Annotated in this window: 20 protein-coding genes; 12 read left to right on the forward strand and 8 right to left on the reverse strand. The window is 58.3% G+C overall.

The features are described 5' to 3' along the window. Positions 1 to 107: 107 nt before the first annotated feature. Genes xdhA through guaD form a run of 4 tightly spaced genes read left to right on the forward strand, consistent with a single transcriptional unit; the run spans position 108 to position 6,197 of the window. On the forward strand, positions 108 to 1,562 hold the full coding sequence (gene xdhA / locus QN399_RS02785) for a xanthine dehydrogenase small subunit (RefSeq protein ID WP_322179919.1): 1,455 nt from the start codon (positions 108 to 110) through the stop codon (positions 1,560 to 1,562). Beyond that, positions 1,555 to 3,987, forward strand: coding sequence for a xanthine dehydrogenase molybdopterin binding subunit (xdhB, locus tag QN399_RS02790; protein WP_330200528.1), 2,433 nt, complete (start codon positions 1,555 to 1,557; stop codon positions 3,985 to 3,987). The genes xdhA and xdhB overlap by 8 nt, the downstream gene beginning before the upstream one ends. A 10-nt stretch (positions 3,988 to 3,997) precedes the next feature. After that, positions 3,998 to 4,837 (forward strand): xanthine dehydrogenase accessory protein XdhC, encoded by an 840-nt coding sequence (gene xdhC / locus QN399_RS02795; RefSeq protein WP_322179923.1) that lies wholly within the window; start codon positions 3,998 to 4,000, stop codon positions 4,835 to 4,837. Between the two features lie 7 nt (positions 4,838 to 4,844). After that, positions 4,845 to 6,197 (forward strand): guanine deaminase, encoded by a 1,353-nt coding sequence (gene guaD, locus QN399_RS02800; RefSeq protein WP_322179925.1) that lies wholly within the window; start codon positions 4,845 to 4,847, stop codon positions 6,195 to 6,197. Here guaD and QN399_RS02805 read toward each other — a convergent pair. From QN399_RS02805 to uraH, 3 genes are all read right to left on the reverse strand, one after another. Beyond that, positions 6,194 to 6,958, reverse strand: a complete 765-nt coding sequence (locus QN399_RS02805) for a GntR family transcriptional regulator (RefSeq protein ID WP_322179927.1) — start codon at positions 6,956 to 6,958, stop codon at positions 6,194 to 6,196. The two genes, guaD and QN399_RS02805, sit on opposite strands and share 4 nt — an antisense overlap. A gap of 278 nt (positions 6,959 to 7,236) precedes the next feature. After that, positions 7,237 to 11,310, reverse strand: a complete 4,074-nt coding sequence (locus QN399_RS02810) for a DUF6543 domain-containing protein (RefSeq protein WP_330200529.1) — start codon at positions 11,308 to 11,310, stop codon at positions 7,237 to 7,239. 150 nt (positions 11,311 to 11,460) lie between these two features. Further along, positions 11,461 to 11,814 (reverse strand): hydroxyisourate hydrolase, encoded by a 354-nt coding sequence (gene uraH, locus QN399_RS02815; protein WP_322179933.1) that lies wholly within the window; start codon positions 11,812 to 11,814, stop codon positions 11,461 to 11,463. Positions 11,815 to 12,189: 375 nt separating this feature from the next. Here uraH and puuE point away from each other — a divergent pair, with 375 nt between their 5' ends. The 8 genes from puuE (at position 12,190) to QN399_RS02855 (ending at position 19,491) form a co-directional block, all read left to right on the forward strand. After that, positions 12,190 to 13,122 (forward strand): allantoinase PuuE, encoded by a 933-nt coding sequence (puuE, locus tag QN399_RS02820; RefSeq protein WP_330200530.1) that lies wholly within the window; start codon positions 12,190 to 12,192, stop codon positions 13,120 to 13,122. Further along, positions 13,119 to 13,634, forward strand: a complete 516-nt coding sequence (gene uraD, locus QN399_RS02825; protein WP_322179937.1) for a 2-oxo-4-hydroxy-4-carboxy-5-ureidoimidazoline decarboxylase — start codon at positions 13,119 to 13,121, stop codon at positions 13,632 to 13,634. The genes puuE and uraD overlap by 4 nt, the downstream gene beginning before the upstream one ends. Positions 13,635 to 13,677: 43 nt before the next feature. Next, entirely contained in the window at positions 13,678 to 14,673 is a 996-nt protein-coding gene (alc, locus tag QN399_RS02830; protein WP_322215507.1) for an allantoicase, read from the forward strand. Positions 14,674 to 14,722: 49 nt separating this feature from the next. After that, positions 14,723 to 15,247, forward strand: a complete 525-nt coding sequence (locus QN399_RS02835; RefSeq protein WP_322215505.1) for an ureidoglycolate lyase — start codon at positions 14,723 to 14,725, stop codon at positions 15,245 to 15,247. Positions 15,248 to 15,273: 26 nt separating this feature from the next. Further along, positions 15,274 to 16,467 (forward strand): urate hydroxylase PuuD, encoded by a 1,194-nt coding sequence (locus QN399_RS02840; RefSeq protein ID WP_330200531.1) that lies wholly within the window; start codon positions 15,274 to 15,276, stop codon positions 16,465 to 16,467. A 246-nt stretch (positions 16,468 to 16,713) separates the two neighbouring features. After that, positions 16,714 to 17,322, forward strand: a complete 609-nt coding sequence (locus QN399_RS02845; RefSeq protein ID WP_322179945.1) for a TetR/AcrR family transcriptional regulator — start codon at positions 16,714 to 16,716, stop codon at positions 17,320 to 17,322. 225 nt (positions 17,323 to 17,547) lie between these two features. Then, positions 17,548 to 18,381, forward strand: a complete 834-nt coding sequence (locus tag QN399_RS02850) for an ion transporter (RefSeq protein WP_322179948.1) — start codon at positions 17,548 to 17,550, stop codon at positions 18,379 to 18,381. A 111-nt stretch (positions 18,382 to 18,492) separates the two neighbouring features. After that, a complete protein-coding gene (locus QN399_RS02855; protein WP_322179950.1) occupies positions 18,493 to 19,491 on the forward strand; it encodes a sulfate ABC transporter substrate-binding protein in 999 nt (332 codons plus the stop codon). A gap of 56 nt (positions 19,492 to 19,547) precedes the next feature. Here QN399_RS02855 and QN399_RS02860 read toward each other — a convergent pair whose 3' ends face one another. Genes QN399_RS02860 through QN399_RS02880 form a run of 5 tightly spaced genes read right to left on the reverse strand, consistent with a single transcriptional unit; the run spans position 19,548 to position 24,179 of the window. Further along, positions 19,548 to 19,955 carry a hypothetical protein gene (locus QN399_RS02860; protein ID WP_322179952.1) on the reverse strand — a complete coding sequence of 136 codons (408 nt, stop codon included), beginning with the start codon at positions 19,953 to 19,955 and terminating at the stop codon, positions 19,548 to 19,550. 12 nt (positions 19,956 to 19,967) lie between these two features. Beyond that, complete coding sequence (gene ccmI, locus QN399_RS02865) at positions 19,968 to 21,209, reverse strand: c-type cytochrome biogenesis protein CcmI (RefSeq protein ID WP_322179954.1); 1,242 nt, start codon at positions 21,207 to 21,209, stop codon at positions 19,968 to 19,970. Then, on the reverse strand, positions 21,206 to 21,676 hold the full coding sequence (locus tag QN399_RS02870; protein ID WP_322179956.1) for a cytochrome c-type biogenesis protein: 471 nt from the start codon (positions 21,674 to 21,676) through the stop codon (positions 21,206 to 21,208). Before QN399_RS02870 ends, ccmI begins: the two co-directional genes overlap by 4 nt. After that, positions 21,673 to 22,209, reverse strand: a complete 537-nt coding sequence (locus tag QN399_RS02875) for a DsbE family thiol:disulfide interchange protein (protein WP_322179958.1) — start codon at positions 22,207 to 22,209, stop codon at positions 21,673 to 21,675. Before QN399_RS02875 ends, QN399_RS02870 begins: the two co-directional genes overlap by 4 nt. Beyond that, positions 22,206 to 24,179: a heme lyase CcmF/NrfE family subunit gene (locus QN399_RS02880; RefSeq protein ID WP_322179960.1), complete on the reverse strand. Its 1,974-nt coding sequence runs from the start codon at positions 24,177 to 24,179 to the stop codon at positions 22,206 to 22,208. The genes QN399_RS02875 and QN399_RS02880 overlap by 4 nt, the downstream gene beginning before the upstream one ends.

The following is a 24,179-nucleotide window of genomic DNA, read 5'->3' on the forward strand; positions in this document are numbered from 1 at the left end:
AGCGATTTTTCCTGACTTAAGGGTCAGCAAATAATTGACCAAAAAGTCAGAGCTGATAAATTCAGTCCATGTGTCGATTACAAAAATAACGTGCAGAGGGGCCTTCCGTGATCCAACTCTTACTCAATCAGGCGCTACGCACCGAGCACGCCCTGGACCCGAATCTGACCGTGCTCAATTATTTGCGCGAGCATCTGGGCAAACCCGGCACTAAAGAGGGCTGTGCCAGCGGCGATTGTGGCGCCTGCACCGTGGTGATCGGCGAATTGAGCACCGATAACGATGGCGCCGAGCACCTGCGCTATCGCAGCATCAATGCCTGCCTGACGTTCGTTGCCTCGTTGCACGGCAAACAATTGATCAGCGTCGAGGACCTCAAGCATCAAGGCCAACTGCACAGCGTGCAAAAAGCCATGGTCGAGTGTCACGGTTCGCAATGTGGTTTCTGCACACCCGGGTTTGTCATGTCGCTGTTCGCGCTGCAGAAGAACAGCAGCGAAGCCAACACTCATCAAGCCCACGAAGCATTGGCCGGCAATCTGTGCCGTTGCACCGGCTATCGCCCGATTCTCGCCGCCGCCGAGCAAGCCTGCACTCAACGCGAGCCCGACCAGTTCGATCAGCGCCAGACAGAGACCATCGCCCGTTTGCGGGCCATCGCACCAAAAGAAACCGGCGAACTCAACAGCGGCGACAAACGCTGCCTGGTGCCGTTGACTGTCAGCAACCTGGCCGATTTGTATAACGCCTATCCGCAAGCGCGCTTGCTGGCCGGCGGTACCGATCTGGCGCTGGAAGTCACTCAACTCCATCGCACGCTGCCGGTGATGATCTACGTCGGCAACATCGAAGAAATGAAACGCATTGAGCACTTCGACGACCGTATCGAGATCGGCGCCGCCACCTCGTTGACCGACTGCTACGCAGCACTGACCGCTGAATACCAGGACTTCGGCGAGCTGCTTCAGCGCTTCGCCTCCTTGCAGATCCGCAATCAGGGCACCTTGGGCGGCAACATCGGCAACGCCTCGCCCATCGGTGACTCCCCTCCTCTGCTGATCGCCCTCGGTGCGCAGATTGTCCTGTGCAAAGGCGAAGTCCGCCGCACCCTCGCGCTGGAAGACTACTTCATCGACTACCGCGTGACGGCACGCCAGGAAAGCGAGTTCATCGAAAAAATCATCGTACCCAAGGCCAACGACAGACAGGCGTTCCGCGCCTACAAAGTGTCGAAACGGCTGGACGACGATATTTCTGCGGTGTGCGCGGCCTTCCGCTTGCAGGTCGAGAATGGCGCCGTTGTCGATGCGCGCGTTGCATTCGGCGGCATGGCGGCGATCCCTAAACGCGCCGCTGCCTGTGAACACGCGCTGATCGGCGCACCTTGGACCTCGGCCACCGTGGAGCGTGCCTGCGCGGCCCTGGCTGAGGATTTCACCCCGTTGTCAGACTTTCGCGCAAGCAAGGAATACCGCCTGCTGAGTGCGCAAAACCTGCTGCGCAAATATTTCATCGAGCTGCAAACGCCTCACATCGAAACGCGGGTGACCTCTTATGTCTAACCATGCCCCGGACCAAACCTTGGAAGACAGCCAAGCCGAAATGGCCGCGCTGTTTCAGCAGGACCTGAGCACGGGCGTGGGTCGCAGCGTCAAGCACGACAGCGCTGACAAGCATGTGTCCGGCGAGGCGGTGTACATCGACGACCGTCTGGAATTCCCGAATCAATTGCACGTGTATGCACGCCTGTCCGACCGCGCCCACGCGCGGATCATCAGCGTCGACACATCGCCGTGCTATGCCTTTGAAGGCGTGCGCATCGCCATCACTCATGACGACATTCCGGGCCTCAAGGACATTGGTCCGCTGCTGCCGGGCGATCCGTTGCTGGCCATCGATGTTGTAGAATTCGTCGGTCAACCGGTGATCGCGGTTGCCGCACGGGATATGGAAACCGCGCGCAAGGCGGCAATGGCCGCGATCATCGAATACGAGGACCTCGAGCCCGTTCTGGACGTGGTGGAGGCCTTGCGCAAAAAACATTTCGTCTTCGACAGCCATACCCATCAACGCGGTGATTCGGCCAGCGCTCTCGCCAGTGCGCCGCATCGCCTACAAGGCAACTTGCACATCGGCGGGCAGGAACACTTTTACCTGGAAACCCAGGTCTCGTCAGTGATGCCCACCGAAGACGGGGGCATGATTGTCTATTGCTCGACGCAAAACCCCACCGAAGTACAAAAGCTGGTGGCGGAAGTACTCGGCGTGTCGATGAACAAAATCGTGGTCGATATGCGCCGCATGGGCGGTGGTTTTGGCGGCAAGGAGACCCAGGCGGCAAGCCCTGCGTGCCTGTGCGCGGTGATCGCCGTGTTGACCGGGCTGCCGACCAAGATGCGTCTGCCCCGGGTCGAAGACATGCTGATGACCGGCAAGCGTCACCCCTTCTATATCGAATATGACGTCGGCTTCGATGACAGCGGACGCCTGCACGGGATTCAGCTGGAGTTGGCTGGCAACTGCGGCTGCTCACCGGACCTGTCCAACTCTATTGTCGACCGGGCGATGTTCCATGCCGATAACGCGTACTACCTGGGCGACGCCACCATCAATGGCCATCGTTGCAAGACCAATATCGCCTCAAACACCGCCTATCGCGGCTTCGGCGGCCCGCAAGGCATGGTCGCGATCGAAGAAGTGATGGACACCATCGCCCGTCACTTGGGCAAAGACCCGCTGGACGTGCGCAAAGCCAACTACTACGGCAAGACCGAGCGTAACGTTACCCATTACTACCAGACGGTCGAGCACAACATGCTCGAAGAAATGACCGCCGAACTGGAGGCCAGCAGCCAGTATGCAGAACGGCGAAAATCGATTCGTGCCTACAACGCACACAGCCCGGTGCTAAAAAAAGGCCTGGCGCTGACCCCGGTGAAATTCGGCATTTCCTTCACCGCCAGCTTCCTCAATCAAGCCGGTGCGCTGATCCATATCTACACCGATGGCAGCATCCACCTGAACCATGGCGGCACCGAGATGGGCCAGGGTCTGAACATCAAGGTTGCGCAGGTGGTGGCCGAGGTGTTCCAGGTTGATATCGACCGCATCCAGATCACTGCGACCACTACCGACAAAGTGCCGAACACCTCGCCGACGGCAGCTTCCAGCGGTGCAGACCTGAACGGTAAAGCTGCGCAGAACGCTGCTGAGATTCTCAAACAACGGTTGGTGGAATTTGCTGCGCGGCAGTACAAGGTCGGCGAAGATCAGGTGCAGTTTCACAATGTCCACGTGCGGATTGGCGAGCACATTCTGTCGTTCGAATCCCTAGCGCAACAGGCATGGGTCGGTCAGGTATCGCTGTCGAGCACTGGCTATTACAAGACACCTAAAATCTATTACGACCGCAGCCAGGCGCGCGGTCATCCGTTCTACTACTTCGCTTACGGCGTGGCCTGCGTTGAAGTGGTGATCGATACCCTGACCGGCGAATACAAGATGCTCCGCACCGACATCCTGCATGACGTGGGCGCCTCGCTGAACCCGGCCATCGACATGGGCCAGGTCGAAGGCGGCTTCATTCAGGGCATGGGCTGGCTGACCATGGAAGAGTTGGTGTGGAATGCCAAGGGCAAATTGATGACCAACGGCCCGGCCAGTTACAAAATTCCGGCAGTTGCCGACATGCCCCTGGACCTGCGGATCAAGCTGGTGGAGAACCGCAAAAACCCGGAAGACACGGTGTTCCATTCCAAGGCCGTGGGCGAGCCGCCGTTCATGCTCGGCATCGCCGCCTGGTGCGCGATCAAGGACGCCGTCGCCAGCCTTGGCGACTACCGACATCAACCGAAGATCGACGCGCCTGCGACCCCGGAGCGGGTGTTGTGGGGGTGCGAGCAAATGCGCACGTTGCATAGCGCGACGGCTGCGGCCGAGCGCGACCCTGGGCACATCGCTGGCGAGCCCGCGCCTACAAGAGCTTAGGAGACCGCACATGAACAACTGGATCAGCGCTCTCGCCGAACTGCAAAACCAGGGCGAACCCTGCGTACTGGTGACCATCATCGACGAGCGCGGCTCGACGCCGCGCAATGCCGGTTCGAAGATGGTCGTCACTGCCGGACGGATTTTCGACACCGTCGGGGGTGGGCACCTGGAATACAAGGCCATGCAGATCGCCCGCGAGATGCTCGCCAGCGGCAGTCAATACACGCGCCTGGAGCGCTTCAGCCTGGGCGCCAGCCTGGGTCAGTGCTGCGGTGGGGTGAACGTCTTGCTGTTCGAACCCATGGGCCAGCCTCAGGCACAGATTGCGGTATTCGGTGCAGGGCATGTCGGCCGGGCGCTGGTCCCGCTACTTGCCAGCCTGCCCTGTCGGGTGCGCTGGATCGATTCGCGAGAACAGGAGTTCCCCGCGCTGATCCCGGAGGGCGTTACACGGATCGTCAACGAAGAGCCTGTGGATGAAGTCGAGCAATTACCCACAGGCAGTTATTGCATCGTCATGACCCACAACCATCAACTGGACCTCGAGCTGACGGCAGCCATTCTCACGCGCAATGATTTCACTTATTTCGGCTTGATCGGTTCGAAGACCAAGCGGGTCAAATTCGAGAATCGCCTGCGTGAGCGCGGTTTCGATGCGGCACTGCTGCAACGCATGCGTTGCCCGATGGGCCTGGCCGAGGTCAAAGGCAAATTGCCCTTCGAGATCGCCGTGTCCATTGCCGCTGAAGTGATCGCTACCTACAACGCCAGCTTCGGCCAACACAGCAGCCATGCCGAACCTGTTGCGCACCTATTGCCGGTTTCACGCCGCAGCCAAGTTCAATGAGATTTCTATGACATCTGTATCTGCAAAAAACGGTAGCCACACCGTCACCAAAGCCTACCGTGCTGCCATCCTGCACAGCATCGCCGATCCTGCCGAGGTGGTGGTGGTCGAGGCGTCCTATGAGTATTTCGAAGACGGTTTGCTGGTGGTCGAAAATGGCAAAATTGTCGCCCTTGGGCATGCCGCGGACCTGCTGGGACAGCTCGGTGCCGATGTCGATATTACCGAATACCCTGACGCGCTGATTACTCCCGGCTTCATCGACATGCACATCCATTTGCCACAAACCGGCATGGTCGGTTCCTATGGAGAACAACTGCTGGATTGGCTGAATACCTACACCTTTCCCTGCGAGAAACAGTTCGCTGATCCAGCTCATGCAGCTGAAGTCTCGGACATTTTCCTTAAAGAATTACTGCGTAACGGTACGACCACCGCGCTGGTGTTCGGCAGTGTGCACAAGGCCTCGGTGGAGGCGTTTTTCACCGCAGCCGAAAAGCTCAATCTGCGCATGATTGCCGGCAAGGTGATGATGGATCGCAACGCGCCGGACTACCTGACCGACACCGCAGAATCGAGCTACATCGATAGCAAGGCGTTGATCGAGCGCTGGCATGGCAAGGGTCGCCTGCACTACGCGGTGACCCCACGTTTCGCTCCGACCAGCACCCCGGAGCAGCTGGCATTGGCCGGACAATTGCTCAGTGAATACCCCGACGTGTACCTGCAAACCCACATCAGTGAGAACCTGAAAGAAATCGAATGGGTCAAGGCGCTGTTCCCGGATCGCAGCGGCTATCTGGATGTTTATGACCACTTCAATCTGCTCGGCGAGCGCTCGGTATTCGCCCACGGCGTGCACCTGTGTGACGACGAATGCCAGCGGTTGGCAGAGACCGGTTCGGCCGTGGCGTTCTGCCCGACGTCGAACCTGTTTCTGGGCAGCGGTCTGTTCAATCTGCCAATGGCCGAGAAGCACAAACTCAATGTTGGCCTGGGTACTGACGTCGGCGCAGGCACCAGCTTCTCGATCCTGCAAACGCTGAACGAAGCGTACAAAGTGATGCAGTTGCAGGGGGCGAAACTGAGCCCGTTCAAGTCGCTGTACCTGGCGACATTGGGCGGCGCGCGAGCACTGCGCCTGGAAGACAAAATTGGCAGTTTGCACCCTGGCAATGAGGCGGACTTCCTGATCCTCGACTACCACGCCACCCCGCTGCTCTCCTATCGCCTGAAACAGACCAAGGATATCGAAGAGACGTTATTTGTACTGACGACGCTGGGGGACGACCGCGCGGTGCTGGAGACCTACTCGGCGGGGCAGTTGGTGCATCAGCGATCTTGCAGTCCCACCGCTTAAATCGTCGGACTGCGCCCCGGCTTTTTCTTGCTTTGCAGCAGGTGCGAAAACACCGCGTGCAAGTCGTCTGAGGCGCTCTCTTCGTCAAGGTTGAGTTTGCTGTCGATGTGATCTATGTGATGCATCATCAGGCTCACGGCCAGCTCGGTGTTACGCGCCTCGATGGCGTCGATCAACTGGGTGTGTTCATCGTAGGAGCAGTGCGAGCGGTTGCCGCTTTCGTACTGGGCGATGATCAACGATGTCTGGGAAACGAGACTGCGCTGGAAGCTGATCAGCGGCGCATTCTGCGCGGCCACCGCCAGCGTGAGATGGAACTCGCCCGACAAGCGAATCCCGGCACCTCGGTCTCCACGTGAAAAACTGTCGCGTTCATCACTGACCATTTGCCGCAATTGGGCAAGCTGCTCAGGCGTAGCGTGTTCGACCGCCAACTCAGTGATCGCTTTTTCCACCATGCGTCGGGCAAAAAATACCTGCCGCGCCTCCTCGACGCTCGGACTGGCAACCACCGCGCCACGGTTGGGCCGCAGTAACACGACTCCTTCGTGGGCCAGGCGTGACAGGGCACGACGAATGATCGTGCGGCTGACGCCGAAAATCTCCCCGAGAGCCTCCTCGCTCAGCTTCGTACCGGGGGCCAGACGCTGTTCGAGAATCGCCTCGAAAATATGCGCGTAGACCCTGTCGTCCTGCGTGCCGACACGGCCAGCCTTGACGGTTCTCGGCTGTTTTTTGAGGGGCTGCAACGGTTCGTTCATGGGCGCTCGTGTGCAAATCACAGATAAAGTACCGCCACATTGTACACAGTGCATGGGGGGTGAATAGGTGCGGTCTTGTCTACAGCTTTACGCACACAACATCGAACACATTACGTACAACTTTAAAAAAATTATTAGGTTTTTTGTACACAAAATCACGACTTCGCTTATTGCGAGGCGCTGAGCTGGCGGTCAAAAAATCCGACAGCTCGGCGCGTTATTGCAAAGCAAACTCGGCCAACGCGTTCCCGCAAAAGCGTATTGAAAATCAACCTCCGTCAAATATCATCGGCGACCCTGACGACAAACAATTGTGTTCTAACACCCGACACCCTCGTGGTGTTTGTCCCGCCCACCAGCCTAATCAGACTCCCCTGCTCTTGGGCGGCCGCGATTCTTGTCGCTACCGACGTACCGGCATAGCGGTCCAAAAAGGCATCAAGCCACGTGCTGGACAGCGGAAATCCCAACGGTAGAGGTTGTAGCTCATGCGCCACCTGACTGTTGTGGACTCGCCGCACACTCATCATGTACAGCTTATCCAGTCCGGGCCGCTGAAACGTCAACGTGGGCGTGAAGTGCATCAAGTCCCCGCCGGGTAATAGCTCGTAACCGCTCGACGTCAACTGGCGGGTCATCAACTCACTCAGTTCCTGGGCACTCATCGCATCCGCCCCCCCTCTAAGCTTTGCCAGGTCTGACGGATCGCCGGGCAGGAAGTCCAGCCGATGAAAGGTGTCGAGCGAACTTTCATAGCTGATGTTCATGCTTTGATAGGTGCTGCCTGTAGGCCTTGCCCCATCAAGCATGGTCAGCGGATCGTTGAGTTTTGCCAATGGCGCAGCGTGCCCCTTCCTCCAGGCATTGAGCGTCGCTTTCATATTTATCAACCGGGTCGCCGTCATGCTGAGGCTGGTACTGTCGGCCAGTTGATAAAGCTTCTCCGCCAGCACTCGCTGGGAGATGGGGGTAAATGCCGGGCGAATATCAGCAATGAGGCTCTGGATTTTTTTCGAAAACAAAGGCCCATGAACCGTCCATTGGCCTGCCTTGAAAGAAGCCATCTCCGGTTGATCGAACGGATTGACCCTGATGACCTCGTTCAACTCTGCGAAGCTGCCTCTGGAGTTCCCCGCTGCCGGGTTGCGCAGAAATACCATGCTCGGGCTTTGTGTCGAACCGGCAGGCAGGATATCGAAACACTCGCGGCCGATGACAACGACTTCGCGCTCAGGCGCACCGGTCACCCGGAAGATCGGCGGTTGTTGCCCGATGGGCTCCAGAACAGTCAGCTCGTCCAGCTCCTGGCCCCAGCCTTTCCAATTATCTGCTGGCACAGCGATGCTCCGACTGGTACCCGGAACCGGTTGCGGCGGCTGGCGATTGGTTTCGCTGGTTGAGGGTGCTGGCTGCTTGCGTTTGCTTGCAACGGGAATGGGCAGGGGCGCGACCGTCTCACCTTGTGGTTGGCGTCGATGGGCCTCTGCCCAGCCTGGAACTGCTCTATGGCTTTGGTAATGTACGGCCACGTCCAATTCAAGCCGTCGTTGTTGATCGACGGGAAACGCAAACTGATCAAGCAACTCGCGCGCCTGCTTGCGCGTAAAGCTGCCATCGGGATGGGCTTCACTAATCAGCGTCTCGGCAATACTCGATTTCACCCCGCCCTTGAGGCCGACATCCATGTGATAAACCCAGTCCCCCTGCGAGTCGAGACGCACCGGAGGTTCATACCCCTGACCCACCGTCTTTTGCAGACGAAGTGACTGCTCGCCTTTGCGCCTGTAGACCTTGTAAAACTTGCCTTGCCGTTGTATCCAGAGCTGCCCGTCTTTCAACGCCGTGCCCGCGTTGACCCCGTTCTGTTTGCTTGCTCCGACCGGTGAAACGTCGGCCTCATACCCTTTGAATGACGTGAGCACGTAGCGCTTGCGCGTGACCGAGGGCAGGGTGCCCGTCAACCGGGCAGCCTGGCGCAATTTTGTCGCGCGGCGGGCGACCTTGGCGAAGGCGGCAACCGTGGCGACACCGGGCACCACTGAGAGCAGGATGTCCAGAACGCTCAGGGATGCGCTTGCCGTCAGCACCTCGCCCTCGAACGTTCTGCCCTCTCTGAAAGCTGCAGCTGCGGAGTGGCCGTCATTCCAGCCGTCATGCACGCTGAACAGGGTCCCCATACCGGGCAAGAACGACAGGATTGCCTTGAAGTACGCCATATATGCCTGGCTTTCACGAAGGTCGTGTCCACTGCGGATGTCGGCGTTGCTACGCGCATCAAGCTTGGTGTGTACATGGATCAGCCAGGCACGTACATCCACCTGCTGAGCCGCTATTTTTAGAAAAAGAGCTGGGGTGAAGGTGATAAAACCGTCGAATTTGCGTAGCAATGCCTGTTCGATATAACGCGTATTAGCCGCTTGGCTGCCCTCTTCGCCAGCACGCGAAACCAGGTACTCGATCAGCGGCGGGTTATTGATGAGTTTGTTAATCAGCCGCGCCTTGGCTTCTTGCAGACTCATGGCTTCTATCAGCGAAACGCCAGTGGGTGCCTGGGGCAAATAGACCAATGTGGTCCCTGTTGTCTCGTGATGGATAACGCAGAGACCTGAAAGCGTCGCGCTTTTGGTTTCACCGCTTACCGCATGACCCGGGTTTAAAACGACCCAGCTCATTCGCAGTTGGGCTGCGTGCAAGTCCGCATTGGAACGTGCCTGCACCGCCTGCTCAAGCACGCGATAGCCATGAGCGCTCAAGCGTTTTTCTTGCAGGGCAGCAAAACCTTCCAGCAGAATTTCCAGTTCATAGGGTTTGAGCAAAACATCGGGCGTGATCAGCGGCGACGTCTCCGTACGCGTCTGGAACACGCGGCCCAGCAACGCCCGGTACTGAGCGGCGATATTGACCAGAGGAATGATTCGGCTGATGTAATCGACTGTCAGGCCAATCGCCGTTCCAAGGTCACCGGCAGGCGAATCGATCCGGGCAAAGGTCAGTCGCGCCGTCATCTCTTCATCCTTGGGATCGATGTTATAACGAGCCCACTCAGCCACGGAGAACCTTACCCGCCCGGCACTTGCACTCCAGCTGTTGCCATGGCGAAGCACGCCGTACTGCGGATCGATATCGAAATCCCGAGTCGCGCTTTCGGGCAGATCGATAAAGACCTGATCGGCGTCGACATCAATGCCCAGATCGTCCTTGATCCGAGCCGCGAGCGTCTGGCGGGTGAATGCCTCGAATGACGGCAACACTGCGTCCAACTCGCGTTCCAGCAAGGCCGCCGCTGCATGGTATGCGCTCAATCGCTGGCCATGCTCACGGCGAATATCGACCGGGGCGTGCAACAGCCATTGCGGCATCTGAGCAACTAATTCACCGGTTCGCTGCTGCTCTGCCACACGGTCGATGGCCTGGTCCCGCGCGTCGTTGCGATGGACCTGCAGGTTGTCAGCCGACTCCAGATACAAACGACTCAGCGTGGCCTCCTCGTTGCTGGCGTCATCAAAAAATCGTTGACCATCGGTGGCCGCGCGAATGGAGGCTTCAAGGCTTTCAATCTGCACGTGCACGCTGTGGGTCATGGCTGGCGCAGTGGTGACACGGGTAATCAACTCCAGAGGGCCGGTCCTGGCCGCGCCCATTGCCGCACCTCGCGATGAGGCAGACACATGCCGCCAGAACGGCGTGTCCAGGCCCGACTGCAAGGTGAACTGCACGTCATCTTTGAGCGCCTGCAAAGACGAGAACTTCTGCAGTCCACCACCTTTCCCCGGCATGAATAACAACGCGGACTCTTCGGCATCAGGTGTATCGAGCGCCTGTTGCGTGGTAAAAATCAGGACGCCGCTCAAGGCATGAACCGTTTCGCCGACAGCGATGCACAGGTCAGTCACCCGCACTGACTCGGCAACAGGGTCAAGCGTGCCAACCGCTTGCTGGATGTGCGTCAGCTCGACAGCGCTGATCGAGCCCTCATAGGCCTGAAGCTGCGCTTCACTGAGCAACGCTTGCTCGCGATGCGCGATCAACCCGGCAGTGTTTTCATTGATAAGTTGCGCTGTACTGGCACCCAGGGTGCTCGTAATTGCTTGCATCGACACCGAGGCGCTATGCAATGCAGCGTGAAAACGGCGGTACTCGGCCAAGGGCTTTACGCGCTCGCCCTCCTCCCCGATCCATGCCTGAATACGGTTGCCATACAGCGCGACTTTCTCTTCGCACAAGGCGACGAAACGCGCGGGCGGCAAACTGCCAAACGATACGATCCGGCGGTACAGCAAAGCGTCGACAGACGGAATGTCTTCGCCCTCTTGTGTCAGGAGGTCTGCGGGGGCTAGCGTCATTGAAATCATGGATTATTCCAGAATTGATTAGACCCGGAAGTGTGCCCAAGCCCGCCGGCGCGCAATGACTACATAAATATCGGCTACCTGTTTTCCGGACAGAAAAAAGCCCGCAACGTGAGCGGGCAAGAGATGACGAGGGAAGCTACCCGGCAGCGACTAACTGCCGCGATACGTTGAGTAGCTGTAGGGCGAAATCAATAACGGCACGTGATAGTGGTCCTGCGCGGCATCAATCCCGAACCGCAGAACCACCACATCAAGGAACGGTTGATCAGGCAAATCCACGCCCCGTGCCCGGTAGTAGTCACCGGCATGAAATTGCAATTGGTAGACGCCCGAACGGTAATCATCGCCCTGTAACAAAGGACCATCGCATCGGCCATCGGCGTTGGTCACCGCAGTGGCAACCCGCTCCAGGCGTTCACCTTCGACCCGGTACAACTCGATTTTGATAGCGCTGCCCGGGCAGCCGTGGGCGGCATCCAATACATGCGTCGTCAATCGTCCCATTGCTCGTCAGCCCCTCGCGCAGTCAGTTGAAAGATCAGGCTGCCCCCTTATGGTGCCAGGATTGAGAGCGGCGAGCCGTAATTAAGACATTTGCTAAAAAAATTGTACACAATAAATATCGCTTTCTAGAGCGGCATGACGAGGATTACATCGAGACATCTGTTTCGGCCAACAATCAGGCGATTAAGCCCTCTTGCAGATATAAGCTGATCGCTCAGGCAAGTTTCTTGCAGGCACTAGCTCCTGGAAAAACGCTAAAAACCAGGCTTACAAAACGATTTAAGAGTTGTATACAATCGAGCCATCGCGATGGCGCCGGCCTTGATTGCCCTGGCAACCGCCGCCACTGACAATACGCACATAAGGAAGCCTGCTGTGAGTGCTGACTACCCACGGGACCTGATCGGATACGGCAACAACCCGCCCCATCCTCACTGGCCGGGAAATGCCCGCATCGCGCTATCCTTCGTGCTCAATTACGAAGAAGGCGGCGAGCGCAATATTCTGCACGGTGATAAAGAGTCCGAATCTTTCCTGTCGGAAATGGTGTCAGCCCAACCGCTGCAGGGCGAGCGCAACATGAGCATGGAATCGCTCTACGAATACGGCAGCCGTGTCGGCGTGTGGCGCGTGCTCAAGTTGTTCAAAGCATTCGATATCCCGCTGACAGTTTTCGCCGTGGCCATGGCCGCGCAGCGTTACCCGGAAGTGATCCGCGCCATGGTTGCGGCCGGTCACGAAATCTGCAGCCACGGTTATCGCTGGATCGACTACCAGTACATGGATGAGGCTCAGGAGCGCGAACACATGCTCAAGGCGATTCACATCCTCACCGAGATCAGCGGTGAACGCCCGCTGGGCTGGTACACCGGCCGTACCGGGCCCAATACCCGCCGTTTGGTGATGGAGGAAGGTGGCTTTCTCTACGACTCCGATACCTATGACGATGACCTGCCCTACTGGGAACCGAACACCCCCACCGGCAAGCCGCACCTGGTGATCCCGTACACCCTGGACACTAACGACATGCGCTTTACCCAGGCGCAGGGCTTCAACAATGGAGAGCAGTTTTTCCAGTACCTCAAGGATGCGTTCGACGTGCTGTACGCCGAAGGTGCCGAGGCGCCAAAAATGCTCTCCATCGGCCTGCACTGCCGCTTGATAGGACGCCCGGCGCGACTGGCAGCGCTCAAGCGCTTTATCGAGTACGCCAAGGGCCACGAGCAGGTCTGGTTCAGTCGGCGCGTCGATATCGCCCGGCACTGGCACACCGAACATCCTTATCAGAATACCGAGATCACGCCATGAGCCGCTTTCAGACACTGACGCCATCGTCTCTGAGCCGTGAAGCGTTCGTCGCCGCCTTCGCTGATATTTATGAACATTCACCGTGGGTGGCCGAGCAGGCCTACGACATGGGCCAGGGCGCAGACTTGGACCATGTCGAAACCTTGCATGCCCTTATGAGCGACATTCTGTTGAACGCTGATCATGCCCGGCAACTGGCTGTGATCAACGCCCACCCGGACCTTGCCGGCAAAGCCGCCGTGCAGGGCCAACTGACTGAAGCCAGCACGTACGAGCAAGCGGACGCCGGTATCCACCAATGCTCGGCCGAAGAGTTTCAGCGCTTCACCGAGCTGAACGACGCCTACAAGGCCAAGTTCGCGTTCCCCTTCATCATGGCGGTGAAAGGCAGTGACCGACATCAGATCCTCGCCGCTTTCGAAACACGCATTCATAACCCGGTCGACACCGAGTTCGCCTGCGCGCTGGCGGAAATCAACAAGATCGCGATGTTCCGTTTGCAGCACTTATAGTCGCCCTATCCCACGCCAGTTTTTGCAGAGGCAGACAAGAACAATGAAAGCTTACGCCGCACCGTTCGAGAAGTTCGTCAACCTGGCCGACGCCCGTCTGGGCACCAAAATCATCTCGGTCACCGATGACTGGTTCGCCGACGCCAACCGTCTGTTCCAGCCGACCCCGGCCGTCTGGAAGGAGGGCGTGTTCGATGACAACGGCAAGTGGATGGACGGCTGGGAGTCACGCCGCAAACGCTTCGAAGGTTATGACAGCGCCGTGATCCGCCTGGGCGTGCCGGGCTCGATCAAGGGCGTGGACATCGACACCTCATTTTTCACCGGCAACTTTCCGCCCTCGGCCTCGCTGGAAGCGTGCTTCCTGACCACTGGCGAGCCGGACGAAAACACCCCATGGACTGAAGTGCTGTCGGCCGTCGAACTGCAAGGCAACAGCCACCACTTCCACGAGATCAGCAACACTCAAGCGTTCAGCCACTTGCGCTTCAACATCTACCCGGACGGCGGCGTGGCACGTCTGCGGGTGTATGGCGTTCCGTTCCGCGATTGGTCGGCCGTGAGTGACAACGAACAACTCGACCTTGCTGCAGCGCTCAATGGCGGCCGGGCGCTGGCCTGCTCCGACGAGCATTACGGGCGTATGAGCAACATCCTGAACCCGGGCCGCGGGATCAACATGGGCGATGGTTGGGAAACCGCGCGTCGACGCACGCCGGGCAATGACTGGGTGATCGTCGCCTTGGGCCATGCTGGCGAAATTGAAAAAGTCATCGTCGACACCCTGCACTTCAAGGGCAACTACCCGGACACCTGTTCGATTCAGGCCGCGCTCGTCAAAGGCGGCACGGACAATCAGATCGAAACCCAGAGCCTGTTCTGGCGCGAACTGCTGCCGGCCCAGAAGCTGGAAATGCACGCCGAACACACATTCGCCGAACAGATAAGAGCCTTGGGCCCGATTACTCATATCCGCCTGAATGTGTTCCCGGATGGGGGCGTGAGTCGCCTTCGCGTGCTGGGTAAAGTCGCGAAATAAATACAATCCCCTACAGATTAATCGTGAACCTTAGAACAGAAGAAATAGCATGCGCACACTGATGATCGAACCCCTGACCAAAGAAGCTTTCGCCCCCTTCGGTGACGTAATTGAAACCGATGGCAGCGCGCACTTCATGATCAACAACGGTTCGACCCTGCGTTTCCATCGTCTGGCCGAGGTTGAAACCGCCGCGCCGGATGACAAGGCGATCATCAGCATCTTCCGCGCCGAAGCGTTGCAGATGCCACTGACCGTGCGCATGCTGGAACGACATCCACTGGGCAGTCAGGCGTTCATACCGCTGCTCGGCAATCCTTTTCTGATTGTGGTCGCGCCACGTGGCGATGCACCTGAATCAGAGTGGGTCCGCGCCTTCATCAGTAATGGCAGGCAGGGCATTAATTACCATCGCGGCGTTTGGCACCACCCGGTGCTGACGATCGAAAAGCGGGATGATTTCCTGGTGGTTGATCGCAGCGGAACTGGCAATAACTGCGATGAGCATTTTTTCGATGAGGACCAGTGCCTGTTCCTCGACCCCCACCAACAAGGAAGGTCTGAGCGCCCTTAAGTGGTGACAGGCAAGAGGTCAATTCTGTGGAAGCACATTTAATGGAATGGCTGAACCTGAGCGTGCGCTGGGTTCATATGATTACCGGCGTGGCCTGGATCGGGGCGTCGTTCTATTTTGTCTGGCTGGAAAACAACCTCAACCGAGTCAACCCGCGTGACGGGCTGGCCGGCGATTTATGGGCCATTCATGGTGGCGGTATCTACCACCTGGAAAAATACAAACTCGCCCCGCCGACCATGCCCGACAACCTGCACTGGTTCAAATGGGAAGCCTATTCCACCTGGATGTCCGGCGTAGCATTGATGTGTGTGGTGTTCTACTCCAACCCGACGCTTTATTTGCTCGCCCCTGGCAGCAGTCTTTCGGGCGTCGAAGGTATCGCCATCGGTATCGGTTCGCTGATCGCTGGCTGGTTCATCTATGACGTACTGTGCGACTCGCCACTGGGCAAGCGCCCCGCCCTGCTCGGCCTGATTCTGTTCGTGCTGCTGATTGGCGCCGCGTTCGGTTTCAGTAAAGTGTTCAGCGGTCGCGGCGCGTACCTGCATGTGGGCGCCATCATCGGCACGATCATGGTCGGCAACGTGTTCCGCATCATCATGCCCGCCCAGCGCGCATTGGTGGCCGCCATCGCTGCTGGCCGCACGCCGGACCCCAGCCTGCCCGCCAAAGGCTTACTGCGCTCCCGGCACAACAACTACTTCACCCTGCCCGTGCTGTTCATCATGATCAGCAACCACTTCCCTAGCACTTACGGCAGTCAATACAACTGGCTGATCCTGGCCGGAATCTCGGTACTGGCGGTTCTGGTTCGCCACTACTTCAATACCCGCCATAACAGCGACACATTCGCCTGGACCCTGCCCGTTGCCGCGCTGGGCATGATCTGCCTGGCGTATGTCACTGGCCCTGCGCAAGGGCCGACTGACGCGGCATCTGCAGCACGCGCCAGCGGTATCGATTTCAACAAGGTTCACAGCGTGATTCAAGAACGCTGCGCCGTGTGCCATTCGGCCAAGCCGACCAGCCCACTGTTCAGCACAGCGCCCGCTGGCGTGATGTTCGATACCCCGCAACAAATCCAGCAACTGGCACCGCGCATCCAGGCCCAGGCCGTGATTTCGCAGATCATGCCGCTGGGCAATATCACCCAGATGACCCAACAGGAACGTGATCTGATCGGCGCATGGATCGACAAGGGTGCGCAGACCAACTGATCGATTAATCCAAGGCACTTGAGCCGCGCGACTTGTGCCCGTATCCATTGCACCTTCCTGATAAGAAGCCAGAAGGTGTAAACCTTATTCAGGGCGAGTCAATCCCCTGAAAAAAGCCTGAACACTCAGGCTTTTTTGCTATAGACCGGTGACGCGCTGGACGCCCGTCCCGGGCAATCTTGAGCCTGCCGCAAAACCGGTGCTACCATGCGCAACCGCTGGCACAGGCAAGGAAAACTCTGGTTCATGAGCAGCATTCGCGAGCGTAACAAAGAACTGATCCTGCGCGCAGCCAGTGAAGAGTTCGCCGACAAGGGTTTCGCAGCCAGCAAGACCAGCGATATCGCGGCCAAGGCCGGGCTGCCAAAACCTAACGTCTACTACTACTTCAAATCCAAGGACAACCTCTACCGCGAGGTGCTCGAAAGCATCATTGAGCCGATCCTCCAGGCATCGACGCCGTTCAATCGCGACGGCGTACCGGCTGAGGTGCTGAGTGGCTACATTCGCTCGAAAATCCGCATATCCCGCGACTTGCCGTTCGCCTCGAAGGTGTTCGCTAGCGAGATCATGCACGGCGCACCGCACTTGACTGCCGAGCAAGTCGAACAGCTCAACAGCCAGGCCCGACACAACATCGACTGCATTCAGTCCTGGATCGACAGCGGTCAGATTGCACCGCTCGACCCGCACCATTTGATGTTCACCCTCTGGGCCGCGACCCAGACCTACGCCGACTTTGACTGGCAAATATCCACCGTCACCGGCAAAGCCAAACTCGACGACAGCGACTACGAAGCCGCCGCGCAGACCATCATCCGGTTGGTGCTCAAAGGGTGTGAGCCCGATAAGTGACACTGCGGCTGATACATAACCTGTAAGAGATCCCGCTCCGCCTTCGACACCGCGCAGGCGATACTGTGTGCATGCCCTGCCCACCTTGACCCCACCTTTTACCCCCGCTGGCTCTGTTAGTTCAAGCCAGCGCTTGCCTGTTACATCAGTCAGCGCTGGATCATCAGTTGCACTGGTGACCGGAAAGCTCCTAGGCTCTACGCATACTCAATTCGGAAATAGCCCATGGACAGCAACACCGGCTGGCGGGAACAGCTACGCATCATCATCTTTCAGACCGATACGGTCGCGGGCAGACGCTTCGACAAGACCTTGCTGCTGATCATTCTGAGCAGCCTGGTCGTGGTGATTATCGATAGCATCGAAAGCATTCATCACGACTACGCCAACCTGCTGGCGACTATCGAATGGGGGTTCACTCTGGTGTTCACCATCGAGTATGTCCTGCGCCTGTACTGCTCGCCTAAACCGATGCGCTACGCCTTCAGTTTCTATGGCCTGGTCGACCTGCTGGCGATTGTGCCCGGCGTTCTCGCGTTGTATTACAGCGACGCTCAATACCTGCTGATCATTCGTATCATTCGGATGTTGCGAATCTTCCGGGTGCTCAAGCTCGGTCATTACCTCAAGCAGGCCAACTACCTGCTCGCGGCGCTACGCGGCAGCAAGCAAAAGATCATCGTATTCCTGGCCACCGTCACTACCCTGGTCATCGTTTTCGGCACCCTGATGTATGTGATCGAAGGCCCTGAACATGGGTTCACCAGTATCCCCATCGGGATCTACTGGGCCATCGTCACGCTGACGACAGTAGGCTTCGGCGACATTGTGCCGAAGACACCGCTGGGGCAAATGTTGTCGTCGCTGGTGATGATCACCGGTTACTCCATCATCGCGGTGCCCACCGGGATCTTCACCGCCGAACTGGCCAACGCCATGCGTGGAGAACAACTGGAGCACACGTGTCCGGTCTGCGCCAAGAACGACCACCAGCCCAGTGCGGCGTTTTGCGCGCGGTGTGGCAATGCCTTGTTTCCGAAAAATGAGAACAAAGCATAAGCAAATTGCTTTTGAGTATTTAAATGACTATAGCCACCCGGCTATAGTCGCCAGCAATGAGCCACTCGCCCTATCAGCAGCCTCACCCACACCTCCAATAAGGAATGCGCAGTGAACAAATTCTTTGGCGCCTCACTTCTGGCCGCAGGCCTGGCCTTCGGCAGCGTGGCCCAAGCCGCCCCGACCCTGCTCAACGTTTCCTATGATGTGATGCGCGACTTCTACAAAGACTACAACAGCGCGTTCCAGAAACACTGGCAAGCCGAACACAATGAAAACGTCGCCCTGCAAATGTCCTTCGGTGGCTCAAGCAAACAGGCCCGCTCCGTAATCGATGGTCTGCCGGCTGACGTCATCACCATGAACATGGCCACCGACATCAATGCGCTGGCCGACAACGGTGGTCTGGTGCCGAAAGACTGGGTCTCTCGCCTGCCAAACAACAGCGCGCCGTTCACCTCAGCCACGGTTTTCATCGTGCGCAAGGGCAACCCTAAAGCCCTGAAAGACTGGCCTGATCTGGTCAAGGACGGTGTTCAGGTGATCGTACCCAACCCGAAAACCTCGGGTAATGGTCGCTACACTTACCTGTCGGCATGGGGTTATACGCTGAAGAATGGCGGTGATGAAGCGGCCGCGAAAAAGTTCGTCGGCCAGTTATTCAGCAATGTGCCTGTACTCGACACAGGCGGTCGTGGTGCCACGACCACCTTCATGACCAACCAGATTGGTGATGTGCTGGTGACCTTCGAAAACGAAGCCGAAATGATCGCCCGGGAATTTGGTCGGGATCAGTTCGAAGTGGTTTATCCAAGCGTTTCGGCCGAAGCCGAGCCACCCGTGACCGTGGTCGATAAAGTCGTCGACAAGAAAGGCAGCCGTGCCCTTGCAGAGGAATACCTGAAATACCTCTGGTCCCCTGAAGGCCAGGAAATCGCAGCCACCAACTACCTGCGCCCACGTGATCCGACCATATTGGCCAAATACAACGACCGCTTCCCTAAAGTCGACTTCCTCTCGGTAGAGAAAACCTTCGGCGACTGGCGCACCGTGCAAAAAACCCACTTCAGTGACGGTGGTATTTTCGACCAGATTTACACGGTGAAATAAGCCCTGGCGCATAAACAAAAACGGCGACCCTGGGGTCGCCGTTTTTTTACGCCTACTCAATGACCGTACTGACGCCCCAGCCCCGGCGGCACGCCATTGGCATCTGTCACCTGCCATGGCCCGTTACGCCCGGTCGACCAACTCCAGCCGTTATTCCAGCGGTAGTAAGTGCGCTGACGGTAGAAGGTGTCCGCCTCGTCATCCAGTACGTACACACCGAGGCGCGCATCCCAGTGGCAGTTACCACCCGGCGGTGGAGCGAAGTGGGCAGAGGTTTTGGGGCCAGTGGCGGGCGCCGGACGCTGGGGAGACGTCTGCGGCGCAGTGTGCGGTTTGCCGGATTGCGGTTTGCTGGGCAGTGTCGGAATCGACTCGCTGCTTTGCGGTCCCGTGGGGTGCTGGACGGCACACGCACTCAAGCCAAGGACCAGACTCAATAAGGTGATACGTGCGACAGCGGTCATGGGACATTCTCTCTACTGATCTGGACTGTCGATGGTCAATGCTTGCTGGGCCGTGGTGCTGCTGGCCAGTGGTTTGCTGCGACCGATCCACTCACCCTTGGTCGCCTGACCGGCACGGGACACCCGTGCAACCAGTTGGACTTCCGGAAAGTTCGACAGTTTCAGTTGCGGCATCATTGCATCGGCATCAGCCAATTCGACTTCGGCCGGCAGGTCCGCCACGGTCAGGCGTTTGACGGCCAGCGGCATCGGTGGGCCTGAGGTCGCGCGAGCAAAAATGAACACGCTATCACCCGGCTGGACGCTGGCTTTGACTGCTGCCGTCAGATCGACACGAACCTTGAGTAACCCGGCGACCTTGTTGTCGGCCGCTGGGGAACCCGCTGGTTTTGCAGCAACTGTCGGTGTCACGGCGACTTTGCCGCCGCTCGCCACCAACCTGTCACCGGCACGTGAGATACCGCCTTCGAGCGCAGAACGGGAAGGGTCTTCGGCAGGCAGTACAGCCAACAGACGCTTCCAGTAATCGATAGATTGCTGATAACGCTCGCCTTCAAATGCCTCGATCCCCAACAGCCCCAGGCTGGTGACTTCGTTAGGATCAGCTTTGAGTGCTTCATCGGTCAGGGCCTGAATCTGCGCCGACCATTGCTTGTTGCCCGCAAAATACAGCGCCTGAGCCCACTGTCCGAGCAGTTCCGGCTGACGTCCGGCCAACCCCACGGCACGTTCGAACATGTTCGCTGCATCGGCTGGACGCTCCTGAGCCATGTAGGTGCGGGCGAGGAAGTACATGCCTTCGGCCGAATCCGGCTGGGCTTTTACCGCGCGCTCCAAACGATTGGACATTTGATCCAGTGATGTCGGCGCCTGGGCAAACTCGCGAGTCAGTTCGACCTTGTCGCTGGCACCGAAATGCAGATACAGCGCCAAACCCAATACCGGTACCAGCAACGCAGCCAGCAACGGCAAGGGCTTACCCAGGCGTGAGGTGCGTGGGATGTCGGCGCCTTCGGTATCCGCCAGCAACTCACGGGCGGCCTCGGCACGGCCACTGTCCATCTGCACAGAAGAGAGCACGCCCTCCTCCTGCTGATCTTGTAGCTCGGCCAGGCGTTCCTGATACAGGGCAACGTTGAGCGCGGTACGATCCTCTTCGCTTTGCGCACGACGACCGCCGCGCAGAACAGGGATCAACAAGAAACTCAGGGCCACCAGCAACAGCAGGCCGGCAGCTAGCCAGAAATCAATCATTCGTGTTTTTTATCCAACAGTTGGTCGAGGCGCTGACGCTCCTCGTCAGAAAGAACGTCCGCACCTTCGGCACGCTTGCCGCGCCGGCGCATCACGATCACACCCATCACCAGCACGCCGCCAATCAGCAAGATCCCGGGACCGAACCAGAGCAGCCAGGTGCTTGAATTGAGCGCCGGCTTGTAGCGTACAAAGTCACCGTAGCGATCGACCATGAAGTCGATGATCTGCTGATTGCTCTGGCCTTCGCCAAGCATGCGGTAGATCTCTTTACGCAGGTCAGCGGCAATCGGCGCGTTGGAGTCGGCGATGTCCTGATTCTGGCATTTAGGGCAACGCAGCTCTTTGGTCAATTCGCTATAACGGGCGCGTTCGGCTTCATCACGAAACTCGTAGGCGTCAATGGCGGCCTGCGCCACATTAGCGAGCCCGACACTTAAAACAGCTGCGACTAACCAACGCTTCATGGTTTGGCCTCATCGACCAAGCCTTGATACAACCCAGCCAACTTTTCACGCCAGACGGTCTCGTCGATCACGCCGACGTACTTGTGGCGAATCACGCCCTTGCTGTCGATCAGGAAGGTTTCCGGTGCGCCATACACGCCCAGGTTCAAACCAAGACTGCCAGCGTCATCGCGAATGTTTATCTGATAAGGATTGTGAAACTCCTTCAGCCACTTCAATGCGTCGGCGTTCACATCCTTGTAGTTGACGCCGTAAATCACCACGCCCTGCCCCGCCAGCTTGTTCAACACGGGGTGTTCAACACGGCAGGAAATGCACCAGGTGCCCCAGACGTTGACCAAGGCAGGTTTGCCCAGCAAGTCAGCCTGGGTGATGATTTTGCCGCTCTGCACATCCGGCAGCGAGAACGCAGGAAAAGGTTTACCAATCATCGCTGAAGGCAGTTCGGCCGGGTCAAGGTACAGACCCCGGTAGAGAAACGCCGCCATACCCAAAAACAGCGCAAGCGGCACCAGCAGAATCCAGCGCTTCATACCGCAGCTCCAGACAGGCCCAACGCGTCGCGCACTTTGCTTTTGACCTTGACCCTGTAACGCCTGTCAGCAGCGGCCAACAGCCCGCCAAAGCCGGTGAACAGGCCACCGAACCAGATCCAGCGCACAAACGGCTTGACGTGAACCCGTACCGCCCAGGCACCATCGCCCAGCGACTCGCCAAGGGCAACGTATAGATCACGGCTGAAACCGGCGTCGATGCCTGCTTCCGTCATCATCGACTGCTGCACGGTGTACAGACGCTTTTCCGGGTGCAAGACGGTGACTTCCTTGCCGTTTTCAAGCACACGGATGGTGCCCTTGTCGGAGGTATAGTTCGGGCCCTGAACATGCTTGGCACCCTCAAAAACAAACATATAGCCACCCAGCTCCATCGATTCGCCCGGCGCCATGCGCAGGTCGCGCTCGGCACTATTCTGGCTGGACAGAACCACGCCCAGTGCGCAGATGGCAATACCGATGTGGGCCACTTGCATGCCCCAATAGCTACGGGTCAAGCTGCGAGCACCTTTGATCAAGCCTTTGTGCCGCGTCTTGTCCAGCAGGTCGCGCACGCCAGCCAGCAATACCCAGGCCGCAAGCATGAAGGTCGCCAGCACTGCCCATTGGAAATCACCGAGTACGAAGCAGGCAACGATGGCCAATATGGCACTGCCGACCAGCACCGGTGCAAGCATGCTCACCAGCCATTTAACCGGCGTGTCCTTCCAGCGCACCACCATGCCGACTGCCATCACGACCATCAGCAGGGCCATCAACGGCACGAACAACGCGTTGAAGTACGGAGGGCCGACCGACATTTTGGCACCGGTCAGTGCATCGAGTACCAGCGGGTACAGGGTGCCCAGCAGAATCATCGACGCAGCAACCACCAGCACCAGGTTGTTGCCGAGCAACAGGGTTTCACGCGACCACAGGGCGAAACCCACGTGGCTTTTGACCACCGGTGCGCGGAAGGCGAACAGCGTCAGCGAGCCGCCGACGACTGTCAGCAAGAAGATCAGGATGAACACGCCACGGGCCGGGTCGGACGCAAACGCATGCACCGAGGTCAGCACCCCGGAACGCACGAGGAAAGTGCCCAGCAGGCTCAGCGAGAACGCAGCAATCGCCAACAACACGGTCCAGCTTTTGAACACGCCACGTTTTTCCGTGACCGCCAGAGAGTGGATCAACGCAGTACCCACCAGCCATGGCATGAAGGAAGCGTTTTCCACCGGGTCCCAGAACCACCAGCCGCCCCAGCCAAGTTCATAATAAGCCCACCAGGAACCGAGGGTGATACCGATGCCGAGGAAGGCCCAGGCGACGATGGTCCATGGTCGCGACCAACGCGCCCAGGCGGCGTCAAGACGTCCGCCAAGCAAGGCGGCGATGGCGAAGGCAAAGGCCACCGAGAAACCGACATAGCCCATGTACAGCATCGGCGGATGCACGATCAGACCGATGTCTTGCAGCAACGGGTTGAGATCGCGGCCGTCGGCCGGTATTTGCGGCAGGATGCGCGAGAACGGGTTGGACGTGAGGATCAGGAACAGCAGGAAGCCGACGCTGATCATGCCCATCACCGCCAGTACACGCGCCAGCATCACTTGCGGCAATTGCCGGGAGAAGATCGACACGGCGAAGGTCCAGCCGCCGAGGATCAAGGCCCACAGCAGCAACGAACCTTCGTGAGCACCCCACACCGCGCTGAACTTGAAATACCAGGGCAAGGCGCTGTTAGAGTTATTGGCCACATAACCGACTGAGAAATCATCGGTCATGAACGAGTAGGTCAGGCAGGCGAAGGAGAATACGAGGAAAGCGAACTGCCCCCAAGCGGCCGGTTGGGCCAGGCTCATCCAAAGACGATCGCCGCGCCAGGCACCGATCAACGGCACGACTGCCTGCACGATGGCAAAGCACAGCGCCAGAATCATGGCCAGATGGCCGAGTTCGGGAATCAT

Source organism: Pseudomonas sp. 10C3, assembly GCF_036346185.1.
Lineage (GTDB): Bacteria > Pseudomonadota > Gammaproteobacteria > Pseudomonadales > Pseudomonadaceae > Aquipseudomonas.

Coding starts and splice junctions, on each gene's coding strand:
- xdhB (WP_330200528.1), top strand. CDS start 1,555: ATGTCTAACCATGCCCCGGACCAAACCTTGGAAGACAGCCAAGCCGAA.
- xdhC (WP_322179923.1), top strand. CDS start 3,998: ATGAACAACTGGATCAGCGCTCTCGCCGAACTGCAAAACCAGGGCGAA.
- guaD (WP_322179925.1), top strand. CDS start 4,845: ATGACATCTGTATCTGCAAAAAACGGTAGCCACACCGTCACCAAAGCC.
- QN399_RS02805 (WP_322179927.1), bottom strand. CDS start 6,958: ATGAACGAACCGTTGCAGCCCCTCAAAAAACAGCCGAGAACCGTCAAG.
- QN399_RS02810 (WP_330200529.1), bottom strand. CDS start 11,310: ATGATTTCAATGACGCTAGCCCCCGCAGACCTCCTGACACAAGAGGGC.
- uraH (WP_322179933.1), bottom strand. CDS start 11,814: ATGGGACGATTGACGACGCATGTATTGGATGCCGCCCACGGCTGCCCG.
- uraD (WP_322179937.1), top strand. CDS start 13,119: ATGAGCCGCTTTCAGACACTGACGCCATCGTCTCTGAGCCGTGAAGCG.
- alc (WP_322215507.1), top strand. CDS start 13,678: ATGAAAGCTTACGCCGCACCGTTCGAGAAGTTCGTCAACCTGGCCGAC.
- QN399_RS02835 (WP_322215505.1), top strand. CDS start 14,723: ATGCGCACACTGATGATCGAACCCCTGACCAAAGAAGCTTTCGCCCCC.
- QN399_RS02845 (WP_322179945.1), top strand. CDS start 16,714: ATGAGCAGCATTCGCGAGCGTAACAAAGAACTGATCCTGCGCGCAGCC.
- QN399_RS02850 (WP_322179948.1), top strand. CDS start 17,548: ATGGACAGCAACACCGGCTGGCGGGAACAGCTACGCATCATCATCTTT.
- QN399_RS02860 (WP_322179952.1), bottom strand. CDS start 19,955: ATGACCGCTGTCGCACGTATCACCTTATTGAGTCTGGTCCTTGGCTTG.
- ccmI (WP_322179954.1), bottom strand. CDS start 21,209: ATGATTGATTTCTGGCTAGCTGCCGGCCTGCTGTTGCTGGTGGCCCTG.
- QN399_RS02870 (WP_322179956.1), bottom strand. CDS start 21,676: ATGAAGCGTTGGTTAGTCGCAGCTGTTTTAAGTGTCGGGCTCGCTAAT.
- QN399_RS02875 (WP_322179958.1), bottom strand. CDS start 22,209: ATGAAGCGCTGGATTCTGCTGGTGCCGCTTGCGCTGTTTTTGGGTATG.
- QN399_RS02880 (WP_322179960.1), bottom strand. CDS start 24,179: ATGATTCCCGAACTCGGCCATCTGGCCATGATTCTGGCGCTGTGCTTT.